We start from the raw sequence: 24,595 nt of genomic DNA on the forward strand, positions 1-24,595 counted from the left end.
CGTGCAGGGATCACCGCACATCACGCACCTGAGCCCAGTGTGTGGGTCGCGGGATCGCGCACGGACGCGGCGGCATTCGTTTCGGTGCGGCGGAAGTACCGGTTGTCCTCGCGGCTGACGATCACCGCCGCGACGAGCGTCGCGCACGATGAATAGTCGCAGTTGTAGTGCAGCTCGAGCGCCTTCCTGGCAGTCGCGGGACTGGATACCGCCCACTTCGGGTTGTCATGCGCCAGCCGGGACCGCAACTCCTCCGCGCGGAGGAACCGCCGAGCGCGAGAGACGTCATCCGACATGGGATGTCCCCGGCCCGCGCCGAGTACGCGGCATTTGATCCGCCCACGCCCGAACGGCCTCGACCACCAACCGGCCGGACGGGCGGAAGGCATTGCGTGGCGGCACGATCCAATGCCGAATCGCTCCCACGGAGGGGGTGGGCGAAGGCAGCGCGATCGTCGCTCCGGACCGCGCGACCGCCACGTCCAGCCGGAACAACTCCGCGAACAGCCGCACGTCATCGGGCAGGTCGGGCTGGATGAGGAAGGTCCAGCGCCCCGAACGCGGATGCGCCAGAATCGGTCCCAAGGGGACACATCGTCCCTGCATATGCGCCTTGACCGCCTGCCCAAGGCGGTCTGGCATCGTCATTGCCCACACCGACCCGGCCCGCAACACGATCCGCCCGAGTTCCGGCGGGTCGACCACAGCGGGAAGATCGCACTCCCGCCGGTAGAACAGGCACCGCAATCGTGGTGTATCTCCGAGCGTTTCCATCCATACCCCCTTCTCGCACATCGAAAGTCGGTTGACGAGTGCCCGACTCCGCCGACGAGGGAAAGCCGCCATCGCTTCGAGCACACGCGCAGAACAGCAGTCCCACCCCCTATTTGGGTGATCCAGCGGACGATTCGCGGAAACCGCTTCGTTTTCCCAGGTGACCACCCATACTTGCTGTTCGGTGGCACCCGTGGCGCGGAAGAAGCGTCATCCACAGCTCGGGGGTGGGGCCACCCACGAATGCAGTGCTTGCCATCTATGAGAAGGGGAAAGTAACAGTGGCCAAGCCGCTCACCAGGGGGAATTCGCAGCGCAACACCATTTCGTCGTCATCCATGGCACGAACTCCGGGGGTACCGCATCGGCAGCTGGGCCGCGTCCTACGTGCGATGCGCCTCGAATCCGGCCTGTCGATCTTGATGGCTGCGAAGGCAATCGGTCGGGGCTCCGGGACGGTGCAACGGCTCGAGACAGGCCACGCTAACAAAATCTCCGACTCCGACATCGACAACTTGTGTCGGCTCTATCGACAGCCTGGGCGAGCGAACGAGCTGAAAGCTCTTGCTGCTCAGCGCATGGAGCAGAGTTGGTGGGATGAGTACACCGACCAAGTCGCACCCAGTTTCGGGGTTTATCTCGGGCTGGAGTCCGCAGCGCAAACGGTGACCGTCTACCGACCGGACATCGTGTCCGGCTTGTTCCAGACGCGCGAATATGCCGAGGCATTGGACAGGTTGTACTTCGTAGAGGATCTGCCCGAGGAACGTGAGCGGCGTCTGCGCGTCCGACGGGAACGCCAAAACCTCATACTGCGCACAGTCTCGCCTCTCCAGGTCGACCTAGTGATCGATGAAGGAGTGCTGAGACGAGTGGTCCACGGACCGCGGGTGATGGCGAGACAGTGCCGCCACCTTGCCGACTTGCCGCCGAACGTGTCGGTCAGAGTGCTGCCCGACGCCGCCGGTTACCCAGTGGGTACGACGGCTGGACCATTCACAATCCTTGATTTCGGCACCGACAGCGCGGGCAACGCCCTGGAGCCACCTGTCGTATATATCGAGAGTTATGCGGGCAGCGTTCACCTCGAACGACCAGACAGCGTGCGGCGTTATCGCAATGCGTTCCACAAGATTCAGCGAGTAGCGTTGGATCGCACCGAGAGCAAGCACCTGCTGCGGCGGGTGGCGAAGGAGTATGCGCCATGAGCATGGACCTATCCGGGGCACGCTGGTTCAAGAGCAGCCACAGCGGCGGTAAGGACGATTGTCTAGAAGTCGCGCACCTGGAAGGCGGCATGATCGGCGTGCGGGACTCTAAAAACCCCGCTGGGCCCGCGCTGGTGTTCACACCTGGTGCATGGGACACATTCACCGTAGACGTGCTCAACGGCAAGTACGACCAGCCCTGATTCCGAAGCCCGGTGCGGCGGGAGTGATCCGTCGCCGCATCGGAATTCGGTGACCCACCCGTCACACATCGACGCATGCGGCCATTCGTGCCCGGAATGCGGGTGGTGCGAACGTTTCCGCATGGGCGCGGATGACGCGGGGATCGTAGTGGGCGTTGTCGAAGTCCGCCATCGCCGCGGCCAGGCGGGTGACGACGTCCGTATCGGTGCCCGGAGCGAGGTGTTCGCCTGTCGTGCCAGGTCGTACCGTGTCGAGTGCGCCGCCGGCGCCGAGGGCGATCACCGGGGTACCGCAGGCCATGGCTTCGACCGGGACGATGCCGAAGTCTTCCACGCCGGGCATGAGCAGGGCTCGGCAGCGTTGGTACATCTCCCGCAGCGTGTCGGTAGAGGTGGCGCCCAGAAAAGTCGTCTCGGGTCCGGCGAGAGCTTCGAGCTGAGACCGGAAGCGTCCGTCGCCCAGCACGACCAGCCGTTCCCCGGCGAGTTGAGCGGCTCGGATGGCGAGATCGGCGCGCTTGTAGGGAACGAGGCGACCGGCGTAGAGAAAGAAGTCCTCCCGGGCACGTGCGGGATCGGGGGTGAAACGGTCGACATCGACGGGAGGATTGATCACGGTGGCGGTCAAGCCCCACCAGTCGCGGATCCGGTCGGCGACGGCGGTCGAGTTGGCAATCACCCGGGCCAGGCGCGGCGCGGCGCGCAGCTCGGCATGGCGGGCCAGTGCGCCCACGGCGCCGAGGGCGAACTGGCCGGCCCGTCCACCGGCTTCGCGGATGCGGAACTCTCGATCCCAGGCCCATCGGGCAGGGCTGTGCACATAGGCGATCACGGGTGCGTCGGTGGCCAGTGCGGCTTGGGTGGCGAATGAGTGGTGGCTGACGACGACGGCGTCATAGCCCCGCAACGGCATCCGTCGCAGGGACCGGGGAACGAGCGGCAGCAGAGGGGCGTGCCGGCCGCGGGTCAGCGCGTGGGCGCGGGAGAGCCAGGTGTCGTGGACGTGCTGGACGGGCGAGCGGATTCCGCTCGGCATGACGATCGGCGCGTAGATGTCCGCGCCGGGCCAGGTGCGGGCGAACTCCCCCACCACGGCTTCGGAGCCGCCGAATTCGGTGAACCGTTCGTGGACGATGGCGATCCGGGGTGCGGTCATCGAGATGTGCTCGCTTCGATCTGTCGGGGTGCGGCGGTGCGGCGAAGCGCGGGAGCGACCGATCGTCCGCGCAGGAGTCCGTCGACGGTGCCGCGTTCGAGGGCGGTCCGGTACACCTGGGCCGCGTCCGCGCAAGCCGACAAGGTGGCGGCGATCGCGTCATGGTCGTGTGCCGCCGAGGTGACGAAGGATTGCCCGAGCACTCCGCGTTGAAGCAGTTCTTGCAGGAACAAGGTGCGGAATGCCTGGCAGGGTTTTCCGTCGGAATCGAGGGTTTCGAAGATCAGGCACGAGGAGCGACCGCGGACCCGGAGGTGATCGCCGATGCCGAGTTCGTCTGCTGATGCCGCGAATCCGGTCGCCAGCGCGGCGCCTGCCGCTTCCATGCGGGAGATCGGATCGCCGGTCCGGTAGGCCGCGGCCACCGCGCGGAAGGCCGCGAGCCCGCTGGTTTCCGGTCCGTGCGTGGTGGACAGCAGGAATACGCGGTCGTCGCCGGTGCGCAGGCCACCCCGCTCGAGGTATTCCCGTCGTCCGGCGAGCGCCGAGATGGGAAATCCGTTACCCATGGCCTTGCCCCAGCAAGACAGGTCGGGAGTCACGCCGTAGACGGACTGCGCCCCGCCGGCCGCCCAGCGGAACCCGGTGATCATCTCATCGAACACCAGCAAGGTGCCGTGCCGATCGCACAGGGCGCGTACCGCTTGGAGGTAGCCGGGCTCGGGTTCCGCCGTTGCGGTGGCCGCTTCCATGACGACCGCGGCCACGGTCTCGCCCGCCAGGAGCGCGGCGAGAGAGTCGACGTCGTTGTAGGGAAAACGGACCGTTTCGGCGCCGACATGATCGGGGATGCCTGCCGACATCGGTGTCGTCGCGATGAACCAGTCGTCGACCGAGAAGAACGGCTGCTCGCAGACGGCGATCCGCTGGCGGCCGGACACGGCCCGGGCCAGCCGGACGGCGGCGGTGGTGGCATCGGAGCCGTTCTTGGCGAACTTGACCATGTCCGCACCGGGAACGAGGTCCAAGAAGTCTTCGGCGGCGAGCAATTCCAGCTCGGTCGGCCTGCTGAAGTTCACTCCGTCGGCGATCGTGGTCGTCACGGCGTCGAGAACCGGTGCGTAGGCATGGCCGAGGGTGACCGACCGTAAGCCCATTCCGTATTCGACGTACTGGTTGCCATCGGCGTCCCACACGCGGCATCCGTTGCCGCGCACCAGTATCGGCGCCATCTGCTCGGGATACTGGTCGGCTCCGCGGGCGTAGGTGTGAGCGCCGCCGGGCACCAGCTCGTGCAACCGACGCTGCAGCGCATTGCTGCGGGCGAACCCGTGGTGGGGTGGGACGTCGGGGTGCGGGTTCATCTGGTGCTCCGTATGCGGTGCGGGCGGGATACCGGCGGGCAGCCGGGATAGCAGAGCCGTGCCGGCGAAGTGCCGGACGGGGATACGCTCCGGCGTCGAGAGGGTCGCGGGGCCGGCCGGAGGCGTTGTGGTCGTGCGTCGGTGGGTCGGCCGGCCACGGGTCGGCGCGTCATCCGGGGGCGGCCGGGCCGGGCGGATGACTGTACGCCCAGAGGTCGTGATCGCCGCGGGGTCCGAAGACATCGAGATGCTCGCGCATCCGCCCCTCCTCGGTGAACCCGGCCGCGGCGACCGCAGCCGCGGCGGCGAGGTCGGATACCGGGATCGCGGTGGCGATGCGGAGGATTCCGAGCCGTTCGGTCGCATGGCGCACCAGCAGGCGGAGCACGCCGACGCGGAGTTCCGGGCGGGCCGAGGCATCGGTCCAGATGCTGAGCCGGATGTTGTGATCGAACATGTCCAGCCCGTGCAGCCGGGCTTCCCCGACGAAGCGGCCGTCGTCGAGGATCGTCAGCGTCAGTCCTGGCCGGGAACGCAGGCCGGTCCTGGCTTCGGCGAGTTCGGCCAGCCAGTGGCGCAGGGAATGTCGGCGCAGCCAGGCGGCGGGTGACATATGCGGGTCACGTGCCAGCGGCGCGCGGTTGCGGATGCGAGCCGCGCGGCGGTGCCGGTAGTCGGATACCCGGCGGGATCTCACCAGCACCCGGCCGTGGGCGTCGGAGCCGGTGAGGGCGATGACGGCGCTGCCACGCAGCCACCTGACCACCCGGCGCGATCGGGACAACTGGAACCGCAGATGCGCGGCTGCGACGCTCGCGGGGGGCGGCCTGCGCGGGACGGCAGGGGCGGCGGGCAGTTGCGTCATCGGGCGGAAGCGTTGCCGGGCCGGATACGCGGCGGCGAACCCGCGGTCGGGCCGATCGGCGCGGATCACCGCCCACAACTCGTGGTCGCGGCGTGCGCCACCGGCATCGAAATAGGTGCTCATCCGGGCTTCGTACCGCAGGCCCGCCGCGGTCGCGATCTTGGCGGCGGCGATGTTGCCGGGTGCGATCGGTGCGGTGATCCGCATGAGACCGAGACTGTCGAATCCGAAGTCCACCATCATGGCCAGCACAAGGCCACCGATGCCGCCGCCGGCGACGGCGGAGCCTATCCAGATCCCGAGCTCGGCGCTGCGGGCCGTCGCATCGATCGAGGCCAGTTCGACCTGCCCGGCGAATCGACCGGCTACCTCGACGACCAGGCTCACCGACCGCCCAGCGCGTGCCCCGGCCCGGTTGTCGAGGCATTCCCGCGCCCAGTGGCGGGCGGTGTGGCGGTCGTGCCAGTCCTGCGCCGAACTAACCCAGTAGGGCTCGATGATCGCGCGATCGCGGAGCCGGATCCGCCGCCACTCAGCGAAGTCGTCGAAACGCGGCGGCCGCAACCGGACCGCCGTTCCGATGGGACCGGTGATGGTGGGCAGCGCTCCGGTGCGGCGGTGCAGGCGTCGGGTCATCCGCCGGGACGCTTCCTGCCGAGCGCTACGGTGCCGAGCTTCCCGTCGTCGGAGACGGTGAGCCGCCAGTAACCGCCGTCCGGCGCCTTGAGCACGGGACCGTTGTCAGCGTGCTCGCAGACCCAACTTCCGTCGGCGGTCACCGCGGCGCGGACAGCGCCGTCGCTGTTCTGTGCCTGGAACACGTCAGCGCCGTGCGGCCCCGCTTGGGACACCACGGTGCCGGTGAAGCGCGGAGTACGCATGCCCTTGCGGCCGACGACGGTCCACCCGGCCGGAAAGACCCCGTCGGGAATGTCGTCGGTGATGCCGGAGATCAATCCGACCGCGGCGCCTTCCGGACAGCCGGCCGGATTTACGCGCACCGGGATGCCTGGCGGCCGCGACTCCGCGTCGAAGATCACGTTCGCCAGATACGGCTGTCGGCAGTAGTTCAGTTCGAGTCCGACCGAGCGGGCCGCGACCTTCGCGTTGACCATGCCGAATTGCGCGGGTCCACCGCGCCCGTTCTCGCCGACCGACAGGGCGACCTCGGCTCCTTCGAACCACACGTTGGTCAGCCACCAGTCGTTGGCGGCCCCGTCGATCCGCAGGTGGCGGTCGGTGGTGAGCGGGTTCTGGTCGGAGACGAATTCGACGTTGGTGAGTGCCAGTCCGGCGTTGTGGTCGTTGCCGGTGCCGAGGACGCCGGTGTGATTGCTGGTGAACTTCGAGGAGGTGACGTAGTTCTGGATACAGGATGTGGTCAGCCCGATTCCGAAGTTGTTGATATCGCAGTTGATGAAAGCGGTGCCGCCGGTGTTGTCGCGCAACACGACGCCGCGCTGGGTCAGGTACTGCGGATGGTTGTCACTGAGGTGGTTGCCGCGCAGTACCACCGCGTCGAAGGAGCAGCGGAAGCATTCCGACAGGTCGACCGCGGTCGAGCCGGGACCTGTGGTGAAGATCCCCAGCCTGGTGAAACGGACCCGGCTGCGCTTGCGCAACCGCACCAGAGTGTCGTTGCCCGCGTAGACGATCGTGGTGACGTCGGCGCCGTCGCCGAGAATCGTGGCGTAGTCCGGCAGATCGGGCAGCGACTCGACCCGGTAGTGCCCAGCGGGCAGGTAGAGCACCAGCGGCCCGTCCGGGTCCGCGGCCACGGCTGCGGCCAGGGCCTTGGTGTCGTCGGCGATACCGTCCCCGACGGCTCCGAAGTCCCGGACGTTGCGTGCCGCGGGCGCATCGGTGGTGGGCGATCGGAACTGCGGGTCGTCCGGCTCGGCTGTGGCGCAGGCGGCGGTGAGCGGAATCGCAGCCGCCGCACCCAGAGTCGCGGCGAGCAAGCGGCGCCGCCGGAGAAAGTCGTCGCTCATATCTTCATCCTTCCCACCAGCCGGTCCACCGCCGAACCGGGTGTGCGGTGGCTGACCACACCGGTCGGCCCGGCCGTGCCGAACGCGGTCAGGGCGGCACGCAACTGCGGTCCGGTGAGTCTGCCGAGATCGGCGACGCCGAGGACGGCATCGGACAGGGGCGCCACGGCGACCGCGTCGGCGGCGGAGCTGACCGGCGCGGTCTCGATGACCACGCGGTAGTAACGCTCGCGCAGATCGGCGATGAGATGAGCGAAGTGCTCCGAGGCGATCAGGTCGGACGTGTCCGGCTCGATGTGCCCGATCGGCAGCACCGCGACCCCGGTCCCGCCCCAGTCGTCGGTGATCGCCCGGTCCAGTGGTACGCCGCCGCGCAACAGTGTCGTCAGGCCTGGGCCTGGCATCGCACCGGAGCTTCCGCCGCCGGAGGTGTCGGCGTCGAGGAGGACCACCGGATGCCCGGCATCCGCGAAGGCCAGCGCCAGAGTATGCGCCACCTCGGACCGCGATCGGTCGGTGAGGCTGGTGCATTCGATGGTCTGAGCGCCCCGCAGGTGATTGCGCAGTCGCCGGGCCGTCTCGGCGGCGGATTCACCGTCGTCGAAGGCGGCGAACACCGGAACCGGCGCGACATCGGCGAGGTCGCCGCTGGTGCGAATGCGCTTGTCGGTGCGTTCACGCAGGAATGCGGCGGCGAAGCCGAATAACAGTCCGCCGAACAGGCCGAGAGCGACGAACCGGCTCGCCCCGGGGCCGACCGGAGCGGCCGGTAGTCGGGCACGGTCGACGACCGAGACGCGGGCGGCGGGAGCAGCACCGGTTTCGATGGACTCGAGACTGTCGACCAAGGCGCGGAACTGGGCGACCGTGGCGTCGGTGAGATCAAGCGCCCGCTGTGCGGTGGGCGCGGAGACCGCGATCTCCAGGATCGTGCTGGCGGGCGGCGACGAGGCGGTGATCCGGCCGCGGAACTCATCCGGGGATTCCGTCAGTCCTTGATCGTGGACGACCCGCTCCGCGACCGCGGCGCTGGTGGCCAGTTCGAGATAGGACCGCACGCGCTGCTGGGCCGCCAGGCCGCCCTGGTAGGAGTCGTTGACCGAGGTACCGGTGGCCATCGAGACATACATGGTGCTGCTGGCCACGTACGTCACCGCCCGCGACGAGGCGTACCAGGCGGCGGCCGCCGTGACGGTCAGCGCGAGCGCGGCGATCAGCACCCACCGCCGCCGAACGATGTGCCAGATGTCGATCAAACCCATGGACTGCGACCTCATGTTTTCGTAATTGCTGAAGCGTGCGCCGGTGACGGGAGCGGCGTCGGGCGGCGGCGGAATTCCGTGACCACTAGATGAAGCAACCAGGCGAACACGGCCGACTGGGCGAACTTGCCGAGATTCTCGAAGCTGCCGAGGATGCCGCGCTCGAACAGGGTGGAGGCGCCGGTGACCGCGAGCCCCAGCACCAGGACCGGGAAGAACCGGGAATACAGCGATCGCTCCCAGGCGAGCAGCAGTACGAAGGTGAACACGACGGCGACGAACACGCCCGCCTCGCCGCCGAGCAGATAGCCTTCGTTCACGTTGCCCTCCGCGAGGGACACCGACACGGTGCTCATATCCACTGACGCGCCACGCACATCGGTCGCCCATGCCGTGCCGGATTGGAGCTTCTCGGCGCCGAGCACCTGCGCCGGGATCAGGCTGAGGCTCGCGTGGTGCAGTACCTCACCGGGTGACAGCCAGCCGCCGGGACCGACGAAGTAGGCGTCGGTGGCGGCTTCGAGCAGGTCGAAGCGCCGCAGGATACTCAGGAACGGCCGGACGTTCTCCGGGTAGCGGGAGTCGACGACCGTAGCGTCCAGCGCCGCCGTACCGGAATTCTTGAACGACTGCAGCCAGCCGAATCCGGCGACGCCGAGCACGCCGATCAGCGCCACACCGATCGTGGTGCGCCGGTTCCAGCCGAGCATCGAAAACCGGACGGCCAGAGCGAGAGCGGCGGCGAGGATCGGTGTCTTGGACTGCACGGCCGACGACCAGTACAGTTCGCCCGCGAGCAGCGCGCCGAGCACCAGCGCCGTGGTCTGCGGCCGGGCCGGTCGAAGGAAGACGATCATCCCGAGCGCCGCGATCCCGGCGAAGGTGCCGACGAAACTCAGCAGGGGGTTGCCGCTGCTGACCTCACCGGCCGCGCCCAGCGATCCGGTGGCCACCGAGGCCGCCCGGCCCAACAGTCCGAGTGCGTAGAGCACCGACAGCGTCGGCATCACGTCGGGGTCCGCGACCGCGGCCGGGATGGGACGAGGCGGGTGCCGCCGCCGCCAGAGCGCGTAACCGAGCACCAGCAGCGCATAACACCACAAGCCGAACACGACGTGGTCGAGCACCAGACCGATCCCGCGGTCGTATCCCAGACCGGCCAACCGAGGGTCGGAGATGTTGTCGCCGTAGTGCGGGTCCGGCCGCACCGCGAGCAGCACCAGCGGCCGCGCAACGTAGGACAGCGACCAGAACAGGGCCTGCGCGATGAAGAACACACGGGCGATGCCGGGAATCCACAGTGCCGCCACGACAACCGTGAGCAGCGCGGCCGCGACGGCGGCGATATCGGTGTAAGCGTTCAGCGCCGTACCTCCGCGGCGAGGCCGACGATCTGCCGGGCGCGATCCACGTAACGGTGCCCCTCATCGGTGATTCGCCGGTGCCCGGCCGCCGCGACCGAGGCCGCCCGCTCGGGGTGGGCGGCGACCCAGTCGAGAATCGAGATCAGTTCGTCGGTCTCGTCGAACAGGAAGCACTCGACGGTGTCGCGCAGCAGTTCGGTGTGTTCGCCGGTGCGTTCACCGACGAACAATCCTCCGGCCGCGGGCACCTCGAAGGTACGGCAGGTGTGGGTGTCGCGATTGCCGGAGTTGAGCAGCACCAGATTGGCTGTCACCGCGGCGACCGCGGCCGAGTAACCGGGGCCGTACACTGCGCCGCCGACGACCGCGCGGGTGGCGCGCAACTCCGGAACGCGGCGCCAGCCGGGGCCGCGAACCAGCAGACGCGGTCCGTAGCGGCGTGCCAGGGACACCAGTTCGGTGCGGCGGTCGGGCCGGCACACTCCGATGAAGCCGACCAGATAGTCACCCGCGCCGCGGCGCGCCGCCGGATGATGCCAGGCCGGGTCGTAAGCGCTGAGCACGAACCCGGCCGCGCGGGCGCCACGCGCCCGCAGCTCCGGCACGTTGTGCTGTTTGGTGGTGACGATCAGGTCCCAGCCGGCTTCCGCGGCCAGGTAGGCCTCGGTGAGGTTCTCGGGGTTGGACACGTCGTCGGGGCTGTAGTGCACGTGCAGTGCGGCGGGCACGTCGAGCAGTCGCTGCTGATCCAGATGGATTCCCTTGAACACGAACAGCATGTCGGGCCGGAACGTGGCGGCGTCGCGTTCGATCTGGGTGTGTACTCGTTCGACCGTGCGCCGGTCGCGTCGACCGGTCGCCTTCGCGTACACCCACGGGGGCGAGAGCCTGGCCGGAAGCGTCACCTGTGTGGAGTCGACCACAAGCACGTCGTGGCCTGCCTGACGGAAACCGTCGGCCAGCGAACGTGCGTTGCTGCCGAGCCAGTCGTCGCCGACGAACAGAATTCTCATGGTCAGTTCTCCCTCCGGGGCATGACAGGCAGCGGCACGGTGTCGGCTTCGGCGCGGTCGCGGCGGGCCAGGAACCGCACTCGCAGCAGATGCCAGGTGGCGACGGTGATTTCGGCCAGCAGCAGGCCGTAGACCAAGGTGTGCACCGAGCGGGTCCAGACGGTCAGCAGCAGTGCGCCGATGGCGACGAGAGTCCCGAGCAGCGCGCCGATCAGGACCCCGGTGGTGTCCTGGCGCACCGGCAGAATGGCCGTGGTGATGAACGAGGTGACCGTCGTGGCGGGCAGAATCAGCACCTCGATCCGCAACAGACCGGTGGACGCGGCGAATTCGGTACCGAAGACCAGCCGGATCAGCAGGGGCGCGGCCAGCCAGATGCCCGCCGCGGCGAGTGCGGCGACAGCGACGGTCACGGCCAGCGCCTGCATGCTGTGCCGCCAGAACCCGAGATGGTCGCCACGCCTGGCCATTCGTGGCAGCAGCGCGAAACCGACGGCGTCGAGCAGTGATTGGACCGCGCGCACCAGGCGGTCGCCGGCCGAGTACAGGCCCAGCGAGACGGCGTCGAGCACGGCCGCGTACAGCGTCGCCGCGCCCTGCCCGTAGCCGGTGACCAGCAACCGGGAGACGAACACCGGCACGCTGCGGCGCAGCACGACGCCGTAGTAGCGGGGACGGGCCGGCGACCCGTACCGGCGCCAGGCATCCCACCAGGTCAGTGCCACCGTCGGCACGGAGGACAGCAAGAGGCACAGCAGGGCGATGTGCGGGTTCGGCAGCTGAGGAAGCAGGCCCACCAGCAGCCCGAGATAGCACAGCCGGCCGATGGTCTGATACGCGGTGGAGGTGCCGAACCGCCCCTCACCGATCAGCAGCCAGTCCTCCGACAGGGACCAGAAGCCACCGGCGAACAGGCCGAGCAGCACCATCTGCGCGGCTTCGGGCGCGCGTAGGGCCGAGGTTACGGCGAGCGCGACACCGAACAGCGTCGCCGTGGCGAGACGGACGGCCAGATAGTCGCCGCGCAGCTGGTTGATCTCCCGCAACCGGGTGTCCTTGCGGGCGTTGATCTCCGGCACGCGAGCGGACAGGAACTGCGTGACTCCCAGATCCACGACGAGCGACCCGATGAAGTAGGCCGACATGCCGATGGCGAGCAGGCCGAGGCCGTGGGCGCCGAGTACCCGGGCGATCAGCGGCACGGTGACGACCGTGACGATGTACTGGCCGTACCTGCCGAAACTCACCAGCGCGATATCGCCGAGTACCTCGAACCGGCTCGGCTTGCTGTGCGCGCCACCGCCTCCCGGCCCGCGAGCCCCGTCGGCGCGACGGTGCACCCCGCCAGGACGGCGGGGCAGTTCGACCCGGGGGAAGACGTCTGTGGTCAGCGTGGCGAGGTAATCGGGTTCGGTCACGGCGGCGCCACCTCGTCGAGGAAGCGGGTGACCACCCGTGCCGTGGTGCCGATGTCGAAGTCGCGGGCGCGGTCGGCGCCTGCGGCGGCGATCCGGGCGCGCGCGGCCGGATCGCCGAGTAGTTCGGTGAGAGCCGCGGTGAGAGCGGCTTCGTCGCCGGCGGGCACCAGTCGGCCGGTACGCCCGTCGGCGATGATCTCGGCCGGGCCGCCGGGCGCCGTCGCGATCACCGCGCAGCCTGCGGCCATGCCTTCCACCACCACCTGCCCGAACGGCTCGGGCAGCACCGAGCAGTGCACGAGCACGTCGGCCTCGGCGAGATACCGGTCGGGGTCGTCGACGTGACCGGTGAATGTCACGGCCAGACCGAGTTCGGCAGTGAGTTGTTCCAAGTACTGCCGGAACGGTTGTTCATCGAAGAACGTCCCGCCGACGAGATACACCGCCGCGGGCCGGGTCGGCACCGCCGCCAGGGCACGCAAAAACACGTCCTGGCCTTTCCAAGGGCTCAGCCGTCCCACGACGACCACGACCGCCTCGGCGGCCGCGCGAGTTCGGGGCGGCGGCGGTGTGGCGGGCAGGGCGACACCCGGGTAGGCGACGACCGCCGGGATGCGCACCGGCAGTGTGGCACGGGTGCCGTGACTGTTGGCGAGCAGTCCCCGGCAGAACAAAGCGGCCAGCAGCCGAATAGTGGTGGCAGGGAGCAGGCCGAAGTAGTCCCGGGACACTCGGTCGTGGACCTGCCAGACGAGCGGCACCCGGGCGCGGCGGGCCGCGACCGCTCCCAGCACCAGCGCCTTGGTGCTCTCGGCGACCAGCACCCGAGCGCCCAAGTCGCGGACCGTGGCCCCGACCGTCCAGCCCAGCCGCAGTAGCGCGAGAAACCCGGTGATCAGCCGCAGCGGGCCGGACCGGGTGGTCATCGCCCGGCTGTCGAACCGCCCTGTCACGACACGGGTGTCGATCCCCGCGTCGCGGGCACGTGCCATCACCGGGCCGTCCTCGGTGCACACCAGCGCCACTTCGGTGCCATGCGCGCGTAGCGTGCGCAGCAGCCGCAGGGTGGCCAATTCGGCTCCGGACGGCGCGGCGGTGTGGCCGAGGAAGACGGCGGGCCCAGTCATGCGAGTTCCCGATACAGTGCGGCGTGCCGCTGTGCGGCGGCATGCCAGCTGAAGGTCTCCGCGTGCGCGCGGCACTGCTCCGGCGTCGGCCGACGGCCGGAGATCGCCGCGCTGATCCGAGCCGCGAGCGCGGTGTGGTCGCCGGGCGGCACGATCAGCGAGGGGTCCAGGCCCCGCACGGCGTCGGGCAGACCACCGCACCGGGTGACCACCGGCGCCCGGCCCGCGGCGAGCGACTCGAGGGCGATCAGGCCGAATCCCTCCAGGGCCACCGTCGGCACCACGGTGAGCGCGGCGGAGGTGTAGCGGGCGGCGAGCTCGTGGTCGGGAATTCGTCCGGTGAACTCGACACTGCGGTCGAGTCCGCCCTCGGTGGCGCGCCGGAGATCCGCCTCCGCGCTGCCGGTTCCGACGATGACCAGACGAGCCTCCGGGTGCTCGGCGAGCACCCCGGGCCACGCGCGCAGCAACACATCGATCCCCATCCGGCGCTCCAGCCGCCGCACACATAGGACGACCGGCCCGGACGCGGGGACCGGGGCAGCTCGGAACCGGGTGAGATCGACTCCGGGCGCGATCACCTCGATGCGATCGGATGCGATGCGGTAGTCGTCGGACAACAAAGCGCGGAAGTGTTCGGAAAGCACGACGAAACGATCCGCGCGAACGTATCGCAAACATTCGATGAGGTATTTGGCGAAGGCCGCGGCGGGATGTTGTCCGTGCATTCGGCTTTCCGCTGCCCACGGACCGTGGAAATGCACGACCAGTGGTAGCCGACGACCACGCCGGTCCCTGGGGGCCGGGCCGTAGAGGCAGAAGTGGCGATCCACGACGGTGCCGGGGTCCAACGCTTCGCGAGCGCTGAACGCGGTGCGGGCGCGGCGCAGTGTCGACCCACCGACCGGCCCCCATGACCGGGCACCGGCAACCGTCCGGTCGGGTCGGCCGAATGCGGCGGCGGACAACGAAATCCCGGGAACGTCCAGCAATGCGCCGTGCAAGTCCGTGAAGTATCGGCCCAGGCCGCCGGGCGCGGCGCCGAACCATTCCGATCCGGTCATGTGCACCTTCACCGCGCCGGAAGCGCTGTTCATGACCCGATCCCCGCATCCCGCATGCCGCACCGTGGAGTCGTCTGCCGAACTCGTTCGCAGCCGGGATGTATCGGGGTGACCACCGGATTCGACCTTCTCACGCAGGTGCGCGGTCTCCGATATCCAGCACCGGACATTACGAGTCCGGATGCCGGCTCGGAGCGAAATATGGCATAGTCTGGGCAATTACGAGGCAATGTCCGATTGCGATTCTGACAAAGGGGCGGCTGGCGATGCGGAAACTGTCGGTGTGCGTGCCGGCCTACAATGCGGAACGAACGCTGTCCGCGACCCTGGATTCGGTACTGGCCCAAGATCTCGATTTCGAAGTCGTGATCCTCGACAACGCGAGCACCGACCGCACCGGTGACATCGCCCGGGCGCGGCGCGATCCGCGGGTGCGTGTCCTGCGCAATGATCGCGTACTGCCGATCGGCGCGAATTGGGACCGGGCGATCCGGGAATCCACCGGGGACCTCGTGAAGGTGGTCTGTGCCGACGACATTCTGCGTCCCGGCGCCCTCGCCGCGCAGTCGGCGGTGTTCGACGACAACGCGATCGCGTTGTGCGCGGGCAAGTTCGACGTGATCGACGAGTCCGGCGACATCCTGGAGACCGGGCTGGGGCTGCCGCAGCTGATCGGCCGGCACGGCAGCCGCCATCTGGCCCGGGTGATCGTGCGTCGCGGGGCGGCCGAATTCGGCCCCACCGCGGCCGCCATGTTCCGGCGTACCGACTACGACGCCGTCGGGGGACTGCGCGGCGACCTCGTATTTCCGATGGATGTGGACCTGTTCGCCCGCGTCGGCAGCCGCGGCGGTTTCGTCGGGCTCGGCGACATCGTGGCCGCCTGGCGGAACTCCACGTTCAACCTGTGCAGTCGCACATCGACCCGCAGCAAGCTCACCGAGCAGCTGCGATTCCACCATCGGCTGGGCGCGGATCACCCGGAGCTCGTCGGTCGGTCCGACATGCTGGCCGGTGACCTGCGTCTGGTCCGCGCGTTGGGGACGCGGCTGCGGGTGCGCGCGCGGGCCGCGGTCGGCCGCTGAACAAGACCGCGGTTGCTGCTGTCGGGAAGTGGCCACCGCCGATCACACCGTCGAGGCCGTGGCCGGTGCGACCGAGTGGGCCGGCGAATGCGCCTGAAGTCGGCGCATCCGAGGGGTGGTGTTCATCGGTACGGCTGTCCTCGCTCGGGATCTGCTGGCCGGGTGCGGCCCGGGGATTGTGGCTGTAGGGATGGAGTCACAGGGTCGGGAGTCGGTCACCCACACCCCCTTCTCTCGGTCCGCGGGGATCGTCGACGAACCAGCGACCGTCGAGTTCTGGAAGTCTGGTCGACACTTCATCCAGTAGGTCGGGCAGCGTCAACAGCACTCGGTCGGGTGCTGCCGCGATCAGCTCCTGCGGGCTGATGATCGGGATGTCGGTGCCGGGCATCCGGCGTCCCCGTTTGGCGGGCGCGGCGTCGGCGACTCCGGCGACAAGTCCCTGGTGCGCACCGGCCAGAGACAGCAGGGCAACCGCCCGGGACGCGGCGCCGTAGGCGTAGACGCGATGCTCCGCCGCGGCCGCATCGATCAGCCAGTTCCGCAGCGCGCGCACGTGATCGTTCACGAATCGCTGGAGCCGATGCAGCGATTCCGGGGTGATGAGTTCGCGTTCGCGGGCCAGGATCTCGCGCACGGTGTGGTCGGGCTCGGTAGGGCCGCGGCGAGCTGCGACCAGCACCGTCCCGCCGTAGAGGTCGAACTCCCACGCGGTGGTCACGCCCATGCCCGCGGCGGCGAGCGCCGTGGTCAGCGCATGCAGGGAGTAGTACGCGAAATGCCCGTGCCGCAACGCGTTCCACTGTCGCTGTGCCACGATGGCGGCCAGCGAGTGGTACTGCAGCAGGAGCAGCCCGTCCGGTGCGGCGGCCGCGGCGCGTGCGGCGAACGCGGCCCGCTGGTCGGGTTCGTGCATGATGCCGAAACAGTCCACGACCAGGTCCGCGTGCGCCGCGTCCGCTTCGGTGCAGCCACGCTCGGCCAGCAACGGCAGCCAGGAACCACCGTGCGGACTGCCGAACTCGATGACCGTGCGGCCGCGCAGCAGGCCGGCCGCGTCGGCCCGGGCAATCGCATCGGCTGCTTGATCGCGCAGGGCTCGCGGCTCCACACCGCGGGGCTCGGCTGCCACGGTGTCGTCTTCGGCGAGCTGCGCCAGCTCGCAGTGGGGGCACCGCACCATCCGCAGCGGATGCGTGGTCTCCGCCGGTGTCACCGGCCGGGCCGCGGGCGGGAAATCATCGGCTGCGGGCACCGTCCCGAGATCGAGGACGGTGTGCAGACCGGCGCCGGAGCAGGCGCGGCAGCGGCCGGTCATGGCACGATGTCGGTGTGCGTATCGAGCAGACCGGCCTGGTCGGCGTGGTGGCGCTGGTCCCAGCGCCCGTCCGGGACGACCGTGGCCTGTTCACTCGGACCTTCGATGCCGCCGAATTCGACTCCCATCTGGGGATTCCGGGAATCTCGGCCGGTTTCGTGCAGGACTCGCAATCCCGGTCGCGCCGTGGGGTGGTGCGCGGCATGCACGGCCGGTCCGGGCGTGGGGAGGCCAAACTGGTCCGCTGCGCACACGGCGCGGTGTATGACGTGCTGGTCGACATCCGGCCGTCGTCGCCGACGTTCGGCCGGACGCAGGCGTTCCGGCTCGATGACGAGGAGTTCCGGCACCTGTACGTACCACCGGGCTTTCTGCACGGATTCCAAGCACTCACCGACACCGCCGATGTGTGCTACCGCATCGATCGGCCGCACGATCCCGCCGAGGATCTCAGCGTCGCCTTCGACGATCCGGACTTGGGGATCGCATGGCCGCTGCCGGTGACGGCGGTGTCGGATCGCGACGCGAACGCCGGACGATGGAGCCATCTGCGGGCTACCCTGTCACCGGCGCGGTGACCGCACGCAGTCGCGGGTCCAGTGCGCCGGACGCTCGCAGCCGCTGCAGCCGCGCGAGCCGGGTGAATCGCTGGAAGAAGTCCTCTTGGGTGAGGCCACGCTCGGTGTATTCGCGGTAGAGCTCGGCGGCGCCATCGGACACCGACCACTGTGCCTCGAAGCCGAGCACCGCGCGGGCCGCGGAGAAGTCGACCCGGTAGGAGCGGGGGTCGGCCCCGGTCTCCCCGGTGATCAGCAGTCGCGAACCCGGGACGGTGGCCACTACCGACTCGGCGATCTCGGCCACGGTGAGGTTGTTTCGCTCCGTGCCGATGTTGAACGCCCGGCCGGCGACGGCCGTCGCCGGTGCGGTGAGGCAGCGTTCGAACGCCGCCGCGATGTCGCGGGCGTGGACCAGCGGCCGCCAGGGCGTGCCGTCGGAGAGCACCTTGACCGCACCGGTGAGGACGGCGTGTCCGACGAGGTTGTTGAGCACGATGTCAGCGCGAGGACGAGGCGAGAATCCGAATGCGGTGGCATTGCGCAGGAAGACGGGAACGAAGTCGTCGTCGGCCAGCGCCGCGACATCGTCTTCGACCCGCACCTTCGACTCGGCGTACGGGGTGATCGGCCGCAGCGGCGCCGACTCGGTCACCAGCTCGTCTCCGGCGGCGCCATACACCGAGCAGGTGGAGGCGTACAGGAACCGGGACACGCCGGCTTCTTTCGCGAGCCGAGCCAGACGCACCGAGGCGCGATGGTTGATCTCGTGGGTGACTTCCGGCGCGAGCGCGCCCAGGGGATCATTGGACAGCGCGGCGAGATGGACGACCGCATCGATGCCGCGAAGGGCATCGATCTCCACCGATCGCAGGTCGAGGCGCAAGCCCACCGGATCGCCGGAGAACTCACCGAGCAGGCAGTCGGCGAACCAGCCGGTGTCGAGCCCGACGACTTCGTGCCCGGCGGCTCGCAGTATCGGGACCATGACGGTGCCCAGGTATCCCTGATGCCCGGTGACCAGGACTCGCATCGTTGTCACTCCTTTTCCCATGAGATGACGGCCTTGCCCACCACGAAGGCTTCGGCGTACTCGGTGCGGCACTGCACGCCGCGGATCCGCGCGGACGCCAGGAACGCGGTCTCGTCGAACCAGTCGCGACCGGTCTGGGACGGGTAGTACCGGTGCAGCAGTCGCGATTTGCGCCGGATCAGGTCCGCATCGACCGGATGGAATACGGTCGGCGCCGGTGTGTCGACCTCCGCCTTGAGAATCTCGTAGCCGAGGATCAGGTGGTCGCGGAACTCGGTCGGCACCAGCTCCGCGAGCGTGCGGTGATCCTGGTGCGCGTCGCCCGGTTGCGGGGCGAACACCAGGTCCGGTTCACCCGCCAGGCGAAACTCCGCTACGGCCGTCTTGATCCGGTCCCAGTGCGCCGGTGCGCGTCCGTCCGGGACGTCGAGCACCGTCAATTCCGGTGTCCGTCCCGAGCAGAAGGCGGTGAGCGCCGCCCGCTCCTCCTGTTCGCGCTCCGTGCCGGCACCGGAAAGGACCAGCGCGCGCACCCGCATACCCGGATGGGTGCGGGTCAGCGACAGCAGCGTGGCTCCCATGCCGATCGGGATGTCATCGCAATGCGCGCCGAGCAGGGCGATCTCGGCAGGCCGCGGGGAAAGCAGCGCGATCACCGCTCCCACACCATCCATGGCCGGTGTCCGCTGCTGTAGGCCGCATCGAGTTCGGCGCGCTCCTTGAAAGTATCTGCCGGCTTCCAGAATCCGTCGTGGCGGTAGCCGAACAACCGGCCCTGGCCCGCGAGCGTCCCACAGGCGTCCTCCACCAGATCGCCACCGGGTGGCAGCAGGTCGAAGATCTCTCGGCCGAGGACGAAGTAGCCGCCGTTCTCCCACAGGGGCATACGCGCCACGGGAACGATCTCCTTGACCTCGCCGGTAGGACTGAGATCCACGCAGTGAAACGACGATTGCGGTGGCACCACCAGGAGAGATGCCGCGGCCCCCGAAGCGTGGAACTGGATGATCATCTCGTCCAGGGGAGCGTCGGTGAGGACGTCGGCGTAGTTGGCCAGGAAGTGCTGGTCGTCGCCGAGGTGCTCGCGAACCCGGCGCAATCGCTCTCCGATGGCCGACTCCACGCCGGTATCGACGAAAGTGATCGTCCAGTCGTCGATATCGCTGCCGAGCAATTCGACCCGGCCGTTGCGGATCACGAAGTCGTTGGACGCCGACTCCCGGTAGCTGAGGAAGAAATTCTTGATGTGCTCGGCGCCGTATCCGAGACACAGGATGAACTCGGTGTGACCGTAGTGCGCGTAGTACCGCATCACGTGCCAGAGCAAGGGGCGGGGGCCGACGAGTTGCATCGGCTTGGGCACCATGTCATCGGTGCCGCCGCGCATGCGCATGCCGTAACCACCGCAGAACAGGACGACTTTCATCAGCGCCGGTTTCCCGTCGATTCGGCTCCGGCCGGCACGGACGACGACGGCGACGCCGGGTCGACCAGGTGCAACTCGGGCAAGGGATAGGCGAGCTGACCGCCCCACTCGGCGACATGCCGCAGTTGCGCGGTGATTTCGTGCTCGAGATTCCAGGGCAGCACCACGACCACGTCCGGACGATCGGCGTCGAGCCGAGCCGGCGGGTGGATCGGGATTCGCGATCCGGGCGTGAATCTGCCGTGCTTGTAGGGGTTGCGGTCGACGGTGTACTCGAGTAGATCAGGCCGGATCCCGCAGTAGTTGAGCAGCGTGTTGCCCTTGCCCGGCGCACCGTACCCGACGACGCGTTTGCGCTGGTGCCGGCAGTCGAGTAGGAACCTCAGCAGCTCATGCCGCACGGATTCGGCACGCCGCCGCAGTGATGCGTAGCCGTCCGCCGAGTGCAGTCCCGCGGACCGCTCGAGGTCGAGCACGTCCCGCACCCGGTCGCTCACCGCCGCCATGGCGGCATCGGGGCGCACCCACAGCCGGATCGATCCGCCGTGCGTCGGCAGCCGATCGACATCGACCACGGTCAATCCCGCTACAGCGAGCGCACGTTGCGCCGACAGCACGGTGTAGTACTGGAAATGCTCGTGGTAGATGGTGTCGAACTGGCCGAGCCCGACCAAGTTCAGCGCATGGTGCACCTCGATGGTCAGCATGCCGTCGTCCGCCAGCAGGGTACGTAGCGCACGGGTGAATCCGCGTAGATCCGGGATGTGGGCGTAGACGTTGTTGGCGATCACGAGATCCGCGGGACCGTGTTCGGCACGGATCCGGCGTGCGGAACGCTCGTCGAGGAAGGCGGTTTCGGTGGGTACGCCCGACTCGCGAGCCGCCGCTCCGACGTTGACCGAGGGCTCGATGCCCAGGCATCGGATGTCGCGGGCGACGATGTGGCGGAGCAGGTAGCCGTCGTTGCTGGCGACCTCCACCACGAAGGAGTCCCTGCCCAGCCCCAGCCGTGCAGCCGCGGTGTCGACGAACTCGCCCGCGTGGCGGACCCAGCTGTCGGAGTAGGAGGAGAAGTAGGCGTATTCGGTGAAGGTGTCCTCCGGTGTGATCAGTGCCGGAATCTGCAGCAGCAGGCAGTCGGCGCACACCCGCAGATGCAAGGGGTAGGTCGGCTCGGGCAGGTCGAGTTGGTCGGCGGTGAGGAACGATTCGCACGGCGGCGTCGCACCGAGATCCAGAATGCTGGACAGTCTGCCGGAGTCACAGAGTCGACAGCGCACAGATCCGATCCTTTGCTCTAAACGTTCCGGCCCGTCGGAACGCCTGTCGCGGCGCACGGAAGCATCAGCTGCCCGGCGTATCACGAAATGCGCGTGACGAGAACATCATTCGTCGTACGGGCCGGCACTGTTGCGACCGTCAGCGTACCGACGGCAATATCGGTCGGATTCCACATCAGCGTTACAAACTGTGATATAGAGCACATTCCATATTCACCTTCATGGTGTTATTCCAGATGCGTATCGAGATGGGTCGCCGGGTTGATCCGGAGCAGTTAACATCCCGATCACGCTACTTCGCGCATACCTTCCGACCGGTGAGAGATGTTGTGACACTTGCCGATCAAGTGCCGATGAAGCGTTCGGTAGAGGCGGTCGGGACGCTGCCGGGAAAGACGATCTCCGGATCAGGTAGCAATTCCACCGTTGCCCCAGGAGGGGTGTTCTCTTGATGAAATCCAAGGCTGTCCCGAAATGGAATGGGACCGCCGAATCCCTACGATCCTTCGCGGCTCTGCCGGTTGACAATTCGAGCCGTAAGGCCTGGCGGTCGGAGTACGTGCGTCGTCTCGCCATCACCGACTTCGCCGCCGTTTCCATCGCTGTGGGGAGTGCGCAGCTGATCCGTTTCAACGGGGGCGGCGCTCCGCCGCTGGCCTGGGAGCAGCCCTACCGGGTCGGTTACACGGTGGTATCGGGCGTGCTCGCCCTGGGCTGGTTCGCGATCCTCGGCAGCGCGGGTAGCCGTGCGCCGCAACTGGTCGGCAGCGGTGTCGAGGAATTCCGGCGGCTGATGTCGGCGACCATGCACCTGTTCGGCGTCCTGGCACTCATGTCACTGGCACTCGAAATCGACTTCGCGCGGGGTTATCTCGCGATCGCCTTTCCGGCCGGCCTCCTCGCGGTGGTCGGTGGACGACTGTGGTGGCGCCACCAGCTTGCCAGGGAACGCCGCCGGGGACGCCACCGTTCGGCCGTACTCGTGGTCGGCACTGCCGAAGCGGCCGCGGCGATGTCCGCGGCGTTGGCCGCAGACCCGGGCGCCGGTTACGACGTCGTGGGCGCCTGCGTTCCGGGTGGCCAATCGGGCGATGCGCCATTGGCCTTCGCCGGCGGTACGGTCGCCGTAGTCGGTGACGACAGCGCTGTGCTGCGGGCGGTCCTGCACACCCACGCCGACACCGTCGCCATCGGTCCCTCCCGCCATCTCGGCCCGACCGAGCTCCGCAGGCTCGCTTGGGAACTGGACGCGCTGGGAGTCGAGTTCATGCTGGCGCCAGGGGCGATCGACATCGCCATATCCCGGCTCACCAATCGGCAGGTCGCGGGGATGCCGATGATGCACATCGCCGAACCGCAGTACGAGCGGGCTCGGTCGGTCAGCAAAACGGCCTTCGACATCGGCTTCGCCACAGTGTGCCTGCTGCTGCTCCTGCCGGTGTTCCTGGCGATCGCGATCGCGGTGAAGACCACCAGCCGCGGCCCCGTCTTCTACCTGTCGGAACGCATCGGCCGATACGGCCTGCCCTTCCGCATGATCAAGTTTCGCAGTATGTACGACGACGCCGACCGGTATGCCGAAGCCTTGATCGCACAGCAGGGTGGAAATCCGGTCTTCTTCAAGATGAAGGTCGACCCCCGGGTCACGCCGGTCGGGCGGTTCCTGCGCAAGTACAGTCTCGACGAACTGCCGCAGTTCCTCAACGTGCTGCGTGGCGATATGAGCGTTGTCGGGCCTCGACCGCAGGTGCGGCGGGAAGTCGACACCTACGACCACATGATGGGCCGACGCCTGCTCGTGAAGCCGGGGCTGACCGGCTTGTGGCAGGTCAGCGGCAGGTCGGACCTTCCGCTCGAGGACGCGGTGCGACTCGACCTGTCCTACGTGGAGAACGTGTCCATGCGGATGGACCTGCGGCTGATCGCGCGCACGGTCGGTGTCGTGGCGCGAGGCGACGGAGCGTACTGATGACGCCGCGGGCGGTGGTTGCCAAGTCCCGACCATCGCCACGGCGAAGGACGAACTCAGCCCGCATCGGGATGCCGGATACCCCAGCCATTCGCGAGCCGAATGCCGACTGATCGCTCGATCGAGTAGGGACCGCACGGTGTCAGTGGCCGTATCAGACGAGTGTCAGCGTGGTGTCAGGCCGGACACCGAGAGTGGCTGCCATGACGAAAAACAGCCACCTCGCCACCGCTTCGAAGTGGAGCGGCATGGTCCCGGTCGACGATACGGCGCTGGCCGTCACCGACACCGGCGGTCGCGGTATCCCGGTGATCTACTGCAATGGCCAATTCGCCACTCAGGGGTACTGGCGGCGGGTCATCGCCGAACTCGGCACCGACTACCGGCACATCACCTTCGACGAGCGGGCTCGCGGCAAATCGCGGCGTTCGGCGGACTATTCCTTCGAGGCCGCGGTCCGGGATGTCGATGCCGTCCTGGCCGCCCGTGACGTGGACCGGGCGTTGCTGGTCGGCTGGTCCTACGGGGCGGTCGTCGCGGCGCACTGGGCCGGCCGGAATCCCGAGCGCGCCATGGGCGCGGTGCTGGTCGACGGCGCGTTCCCGTACGACTGGCTCGACGAGGCCATGGAGCAGCGGATCCGCAAGCTGTTCAAGCGGCTGAGCTGGTTCACGCCGCTGCTGCGCCCCACCGGCCTGACCCCGCGGATGACCGCCGAACAGATGGCCGAAAGCAATATCGAACTCGGCAGGCTCTCCCGCGAGCACGAGCTGGGTCCTGTGCTGGACGAGATCAGCGTGCCGTTGCGGTATGTGGTTGCTTCGGGGACGTCGTTCGGAAGCCGAGGGGACGAGCAGGAACGGATCCGCGCCGGCCTCGACGCGGTGTGCGCCCGCAACCCGAATATCCGCGTCAGCGCGAAGGTCGCCGGCAACCACGGCGCGCTCCTGCGCAAGGATTTCCGCGCCATCGCCCATGCCGTCCGCGAGACCGCATCGGCCCACGACCAGCAGGGTTCGCCGAGCCGCTGACCGACCACCGGCGTGGGCGACCTCGTGCGCCGACAACCGACCCCCGGCAATCCGGGCACCCCGGCGCGATCGACCACCGATCGCGTC

The 24,595-nt window shown here is 68.5% G+C and carries 23 protein-coding genes; 6 read left to right on the top strand and 17 right to left on the bottom strand.

The genetic code is table 11. The features are described 5' to 3' along the window. Positions 1-20: 20 nt before the first annotated feature. The gene (locus ACZ6DL_RS07585; RefSeq protein WP_466049785.1) at positions 21-296 is read right to left on the bottom strand and encodes a hypothetical protein; all 276 of its coding nucleotides are present in this window, start codon (positions 294-296) and stop codon (positions 21-23) included. Further along, entirely contained in the window at positions 286-774 is a 489-nt protein-coding gene (locus ACZ6DL_RS07590) for a DNA-directed RNA polymerase subunit beta (RefSeq protein ID WP_466049787.1), read from the bottom strand. The genes ACZ6DL_RS07585 and ACZ6DL_RS07590 overlap by 11 nt, the downstream gene beginning before the upstream one ends. Before the next feature lie 281 nt (positions 775-1,055). Between ACZ6DL_RS07590 and ACZ6DL_RS07595 the strand changes: the two genes are divergently transcribed. Next, entirely contained in the window at positions 1,056-1,982 is a 927-nt protein-coding gene (locus tag ACZ6DL_RS07595; RefSeq protein ID WP_466049789.1) for a helix-turn-helix domain-containing protein, read from the top strand. Continuing rightward, on the top strand, positions 1,979-2,185 hold the full coding sequence (locus ACZ6DL_RS07600) for a DUF397 domain-containing protein (protein ID WP_466049791.1): 207 nt from the start codon (positions 1,979-1,981) through the stop codon (positions 2,183-2,185). Before ACZ6DL_RS07595 ends, ACZ6DL_RS07600 begins: the two co-directional genes overlap by 4 nt. Before the next feature lie 61 nt (positions 2,186-2,246). Here the strand turns inward: ACZ6DL_RS07600 and ACZ6DL_RS07605 are convergent, their stop codons facing one another. The 10 genes from ACZ6DL_RS07605 to ACZ6DL_RS07650 all read right to left on the bottom strand — a co-directional run bounded on the left by ACZ6DL_RS07605 (position 2,247) and on the right by ACZ6DL_RS07650 (position 14,815). Beyond that, the gene (locus tag ACZ6DL_RS07605) at positions 2,247-3,341 is read right to left on the bottom strand and encodes a glycosyltransferase (RefSeq protein WP_466049793.1); all 1,095 of its coding nucleotides are present in this window, start codon (positions 3,339-3,341) and stop codon (positions 2,247-2,249) included. Continuing rightward, positions 3,338-4,705, bottom strand: coding sequence for a glutamate-1-semialdehyde 2,1-aminomutase (locus ACZ6DL_RS07610; protein WP_466049794.1), 1,368 nt, complete (start codon positions 4,703-4,705; stop codon positions 3,338-3,340). Before ACZ6DL_RS07610 ends, ACZ6DL_RS07605 begins: the two co-directional genes overlap by 4 nt. Positions 4,706-4,874: 169 nt before the next feature. After that, entirely contained in the window at positions 4,875-6,206 is a 1,332-nt protein-coding gene (locus ACZ6DL_RS07615) for a GNAT family N-acetyltransferase (RefSeq protein WP_466049796.1), read from the bottom strand. Beyond that, entirely contained in the window at positions 6,203-7,561 is a 1,359-nt protein-coding gene (locus ACZ6DL_RS07620) for a glycosyl hydrolase family 28-related protein (protein ID WP_466049798.1), read from the bottom strand. The genes ACZ6DL_RS07615 and ACZ6DL_RS07620 overlap by 4 nt, the downstream gene beginning before the upstream one ends. Then, positions 7,558-8,823: a Wzz/FepE/Etk N-terminal domain-containing protein gene (locus ACZ6DL_RS07625; protein ID WP_466049800.1), complete on the bottom strand. Its 1,266-nt coding sequence runs from the start codon at positions 8,821-8,823 to the stop codon at positions 7,558-7,560. Before ACZ6DL_RS07625 ends, ACZ6DL_RS07620 begins: the two co-directional genes overlap by 4 nt. A gap of 11 nt (positions 8,824-8,834) precedes the next feature. Next, complete coding sequence (locus tag ACZ6DL_RS07630) at positions 8,835-10,133, bottom strand: hypothetical protein (RefSeq protein ID WP_466049801.1); 1,299 nt, start codon at positions 10,131-10,133, stop codon at positions 8,835-8,837. Positions 10,134-10,183: 50 nt separating this feature from the next. Next, complete coding sequence (locus ACZ6DL_RS07635; RefSeq protein WP_466049803.1) at positions 10,184-11,200, bottom strand: CgeB family protein; 1,017 nt, start codon at positions 11,198-11,200, stop codon at positions 10,184-10,186. A 2-nt stretch (positions 11,201-11,202) separates the two neighbouring features. Next, positions 11,203-12,456, bottom strand: coding sequence for a lipopolysaccharide biosynthesis protein (locus ACZ6DL_RS07640; RefSeq protein WP_466050464.1), 1,254 nt, complete (start codon positions 12,454-12,456; stop codon positions 11,203-11,205). A gap of 158 nt (positions 12,457-12,614) precedes the next feature. Next, complete coding sequence (locus ACZ6DL_RS07645; RefSeq protein ID WP_466049804.1) at positions 12,615-13,745, bottom strand: glycosyltransferase family 4 protein; 1,131 nt, start codon at positions 13,743-13,745, stop codon at positions 12,615-12,617. Then, positions 13,742-14,815, bottom strand: coding sequence for a glycosyltransferase family 4 protein (locus tag ACZ6DL_RS07650; protein ID WP_466050465.1), 1,074 nt, complete (start codon positions 14,813-14,815; stop codon positions 13,742-13,744). Before ACZ6DL_RS07650 ends, ACZ6DL_RS07645 begins: the two co-directional genes overlap by 4 nt. Positions 14,816-15,075: 260 nt before the next feature. On the opposite strand from ACZ6DL_RS07650, the gene ACZ6DL_RS07655 reads away from it, so the two are divergent. Further along, positions 15,076-15,894: a glycosyltransferase family 2 protein gene (locus ACZ6DL_RS07655; protein ID WP_466049806.1), complete on the top strand. Its 819-nt coding sequence runs from the start codon at positions 15,076-15,078 to the stop codon at positions 15,892-15,894. 196 nt (positions 15,895-16,090) lie between these two features. Here ACZ6DL_RS07655 and ACZ6DL_RS07660 read toward each other — a convergent pair whose 3' ends face one another. Next, on the bottom strand, positions 16,091-17,212 hold the full coding sequence (locus ACZ6DL_RS07660) for a class I SAM-dependent methyltransferase (RefSeq protein WP_466049808.1): 1,122 nt from the start codon (positions 17,210-17,212) through the stop codon (positions 16,091-16,093). Between the two features lie 14 nt (positions 17,213-17,226). Here ACZ6DL_RS07660 and ACZ6DL_RS07665 point away from each other — a divergent pair, with 14 nt between their 5' ends. Next, positions 17,227-17,790: a dTDP-4-dehydrorhamnose 3,5-epimerase family protein gene (locus ACZ6DL_RS07665; RefSeq protein WP_466049810.1), complete on the top strand. Its 564-nt coding sequence runs from the start codon at positions 17,227-17,229 to the stop codon at positions 17,788-17,790. On the opposite strand, the gene ACZ6DL_RS07670 is transcribed toward ACZ6DL_RS07665, so the two are convergent. From ACZ6DL_RS07670 to ACZ6DL_RS07685, 4 genes are read right to left on the bottom strand one after another with little or no spacing between them, the layout of a single operon-like run. Continuing rightward, positions 17,768-18,802: an NAD-dependent epimerase/dehydratase family protein gene (locus ACZ6DL_RS07670; RefSeq protein WP_466049812.1), complete on the bottom strand. Its 1,035-nt coding sequence runs from the start codon at positions 18,800-18,802 to the stop codon at positions 17,768-17,770. The two genes, ACZ6DL_RS07665 and ACZ6DL_RS07670, sit on opposite strands and share 23 nt — an antisense overlap. Before the next feature lie 5 nt (positions 18,803-18,807). Continuing rightward, positions 18,808-19,476: a PIG-L deacetylase family protein gene (locus tag ACZ6DL_RS07675; protein WP_466049814.1), complete on the bottom strand. Its 669-nt coding sequence runs from the start codon at positions 19,474-19,476 to the stop codon at positions 18,808-18,810. Then, positions 19,455-20,228, bottom strand: a complete 774-nt coding sequence (locus ACZ6DL_RS07680; protein WP_466049816.1) for a glycosyltransferase family protein — start codon at positions 20,226-20,228, stop codon at positions 19,455-19,457. Before ACZ6DL_RS07680 ends, ACZ6DL_RS07675 begins: the two co-directional genes overlap by 22 nt. Then, on the bottom strand, positions 20,228-21,508 hold the full coding sequence (locus ACZ6DL_RS07685) for a methyltransferase domain-containing protein (RefSeq protein ID WP_466049818.1): 1,281 nt from the start codon (positions 21,506-21,508) through the stop codon (positions 20,228-20,230). The genes ACZ6DL_RS07680 and ACZ6DL_RS07685 overlap by 1 nt, the downstream gene beginning before the upstream one ends. Before the next feature lie 559 nt (positions 21,509-22,067). Here ACZ6DL_RS07685 and ACZ6DL_RS07690 point away from each other — a divergent pair. Both ACZ6DL_RS07690 and ACZ6DL_RS07695 read left to right on the top strand, forming a co-directional pair. After that, on the top strand, positions 22,068-23,477 hold the full coding sequence (locus ACZ6DL_RS07690; protein ID WP_466049820.1) for a sugar transferase: 1,410 nt from the start codon (positions 22,068-22,070) through the stop codon (positions 23,475-23,477). Positions 23,478-23,680: 203 nt separating this feature from the next. Continuing rightward, positions 23,681-24,508 carry an alpha/beta fold hydrolase gene (locus ACZ6DL_RS07695; protein WP_466049822.1) on the top strand — a complete coding sequence of 276 codons (828 nt, stop codon included), beginning with the start codon at positions 23,681-23,683 and terminating at the stop codon, positions 24,506-24,508. Positions 24,509-24,595 lie beyond the last annotated feature (87 nt).

The sequence above is a fragment of the Nocardia sp. NPDC041819 genome, from assembly GCF_055590505.1.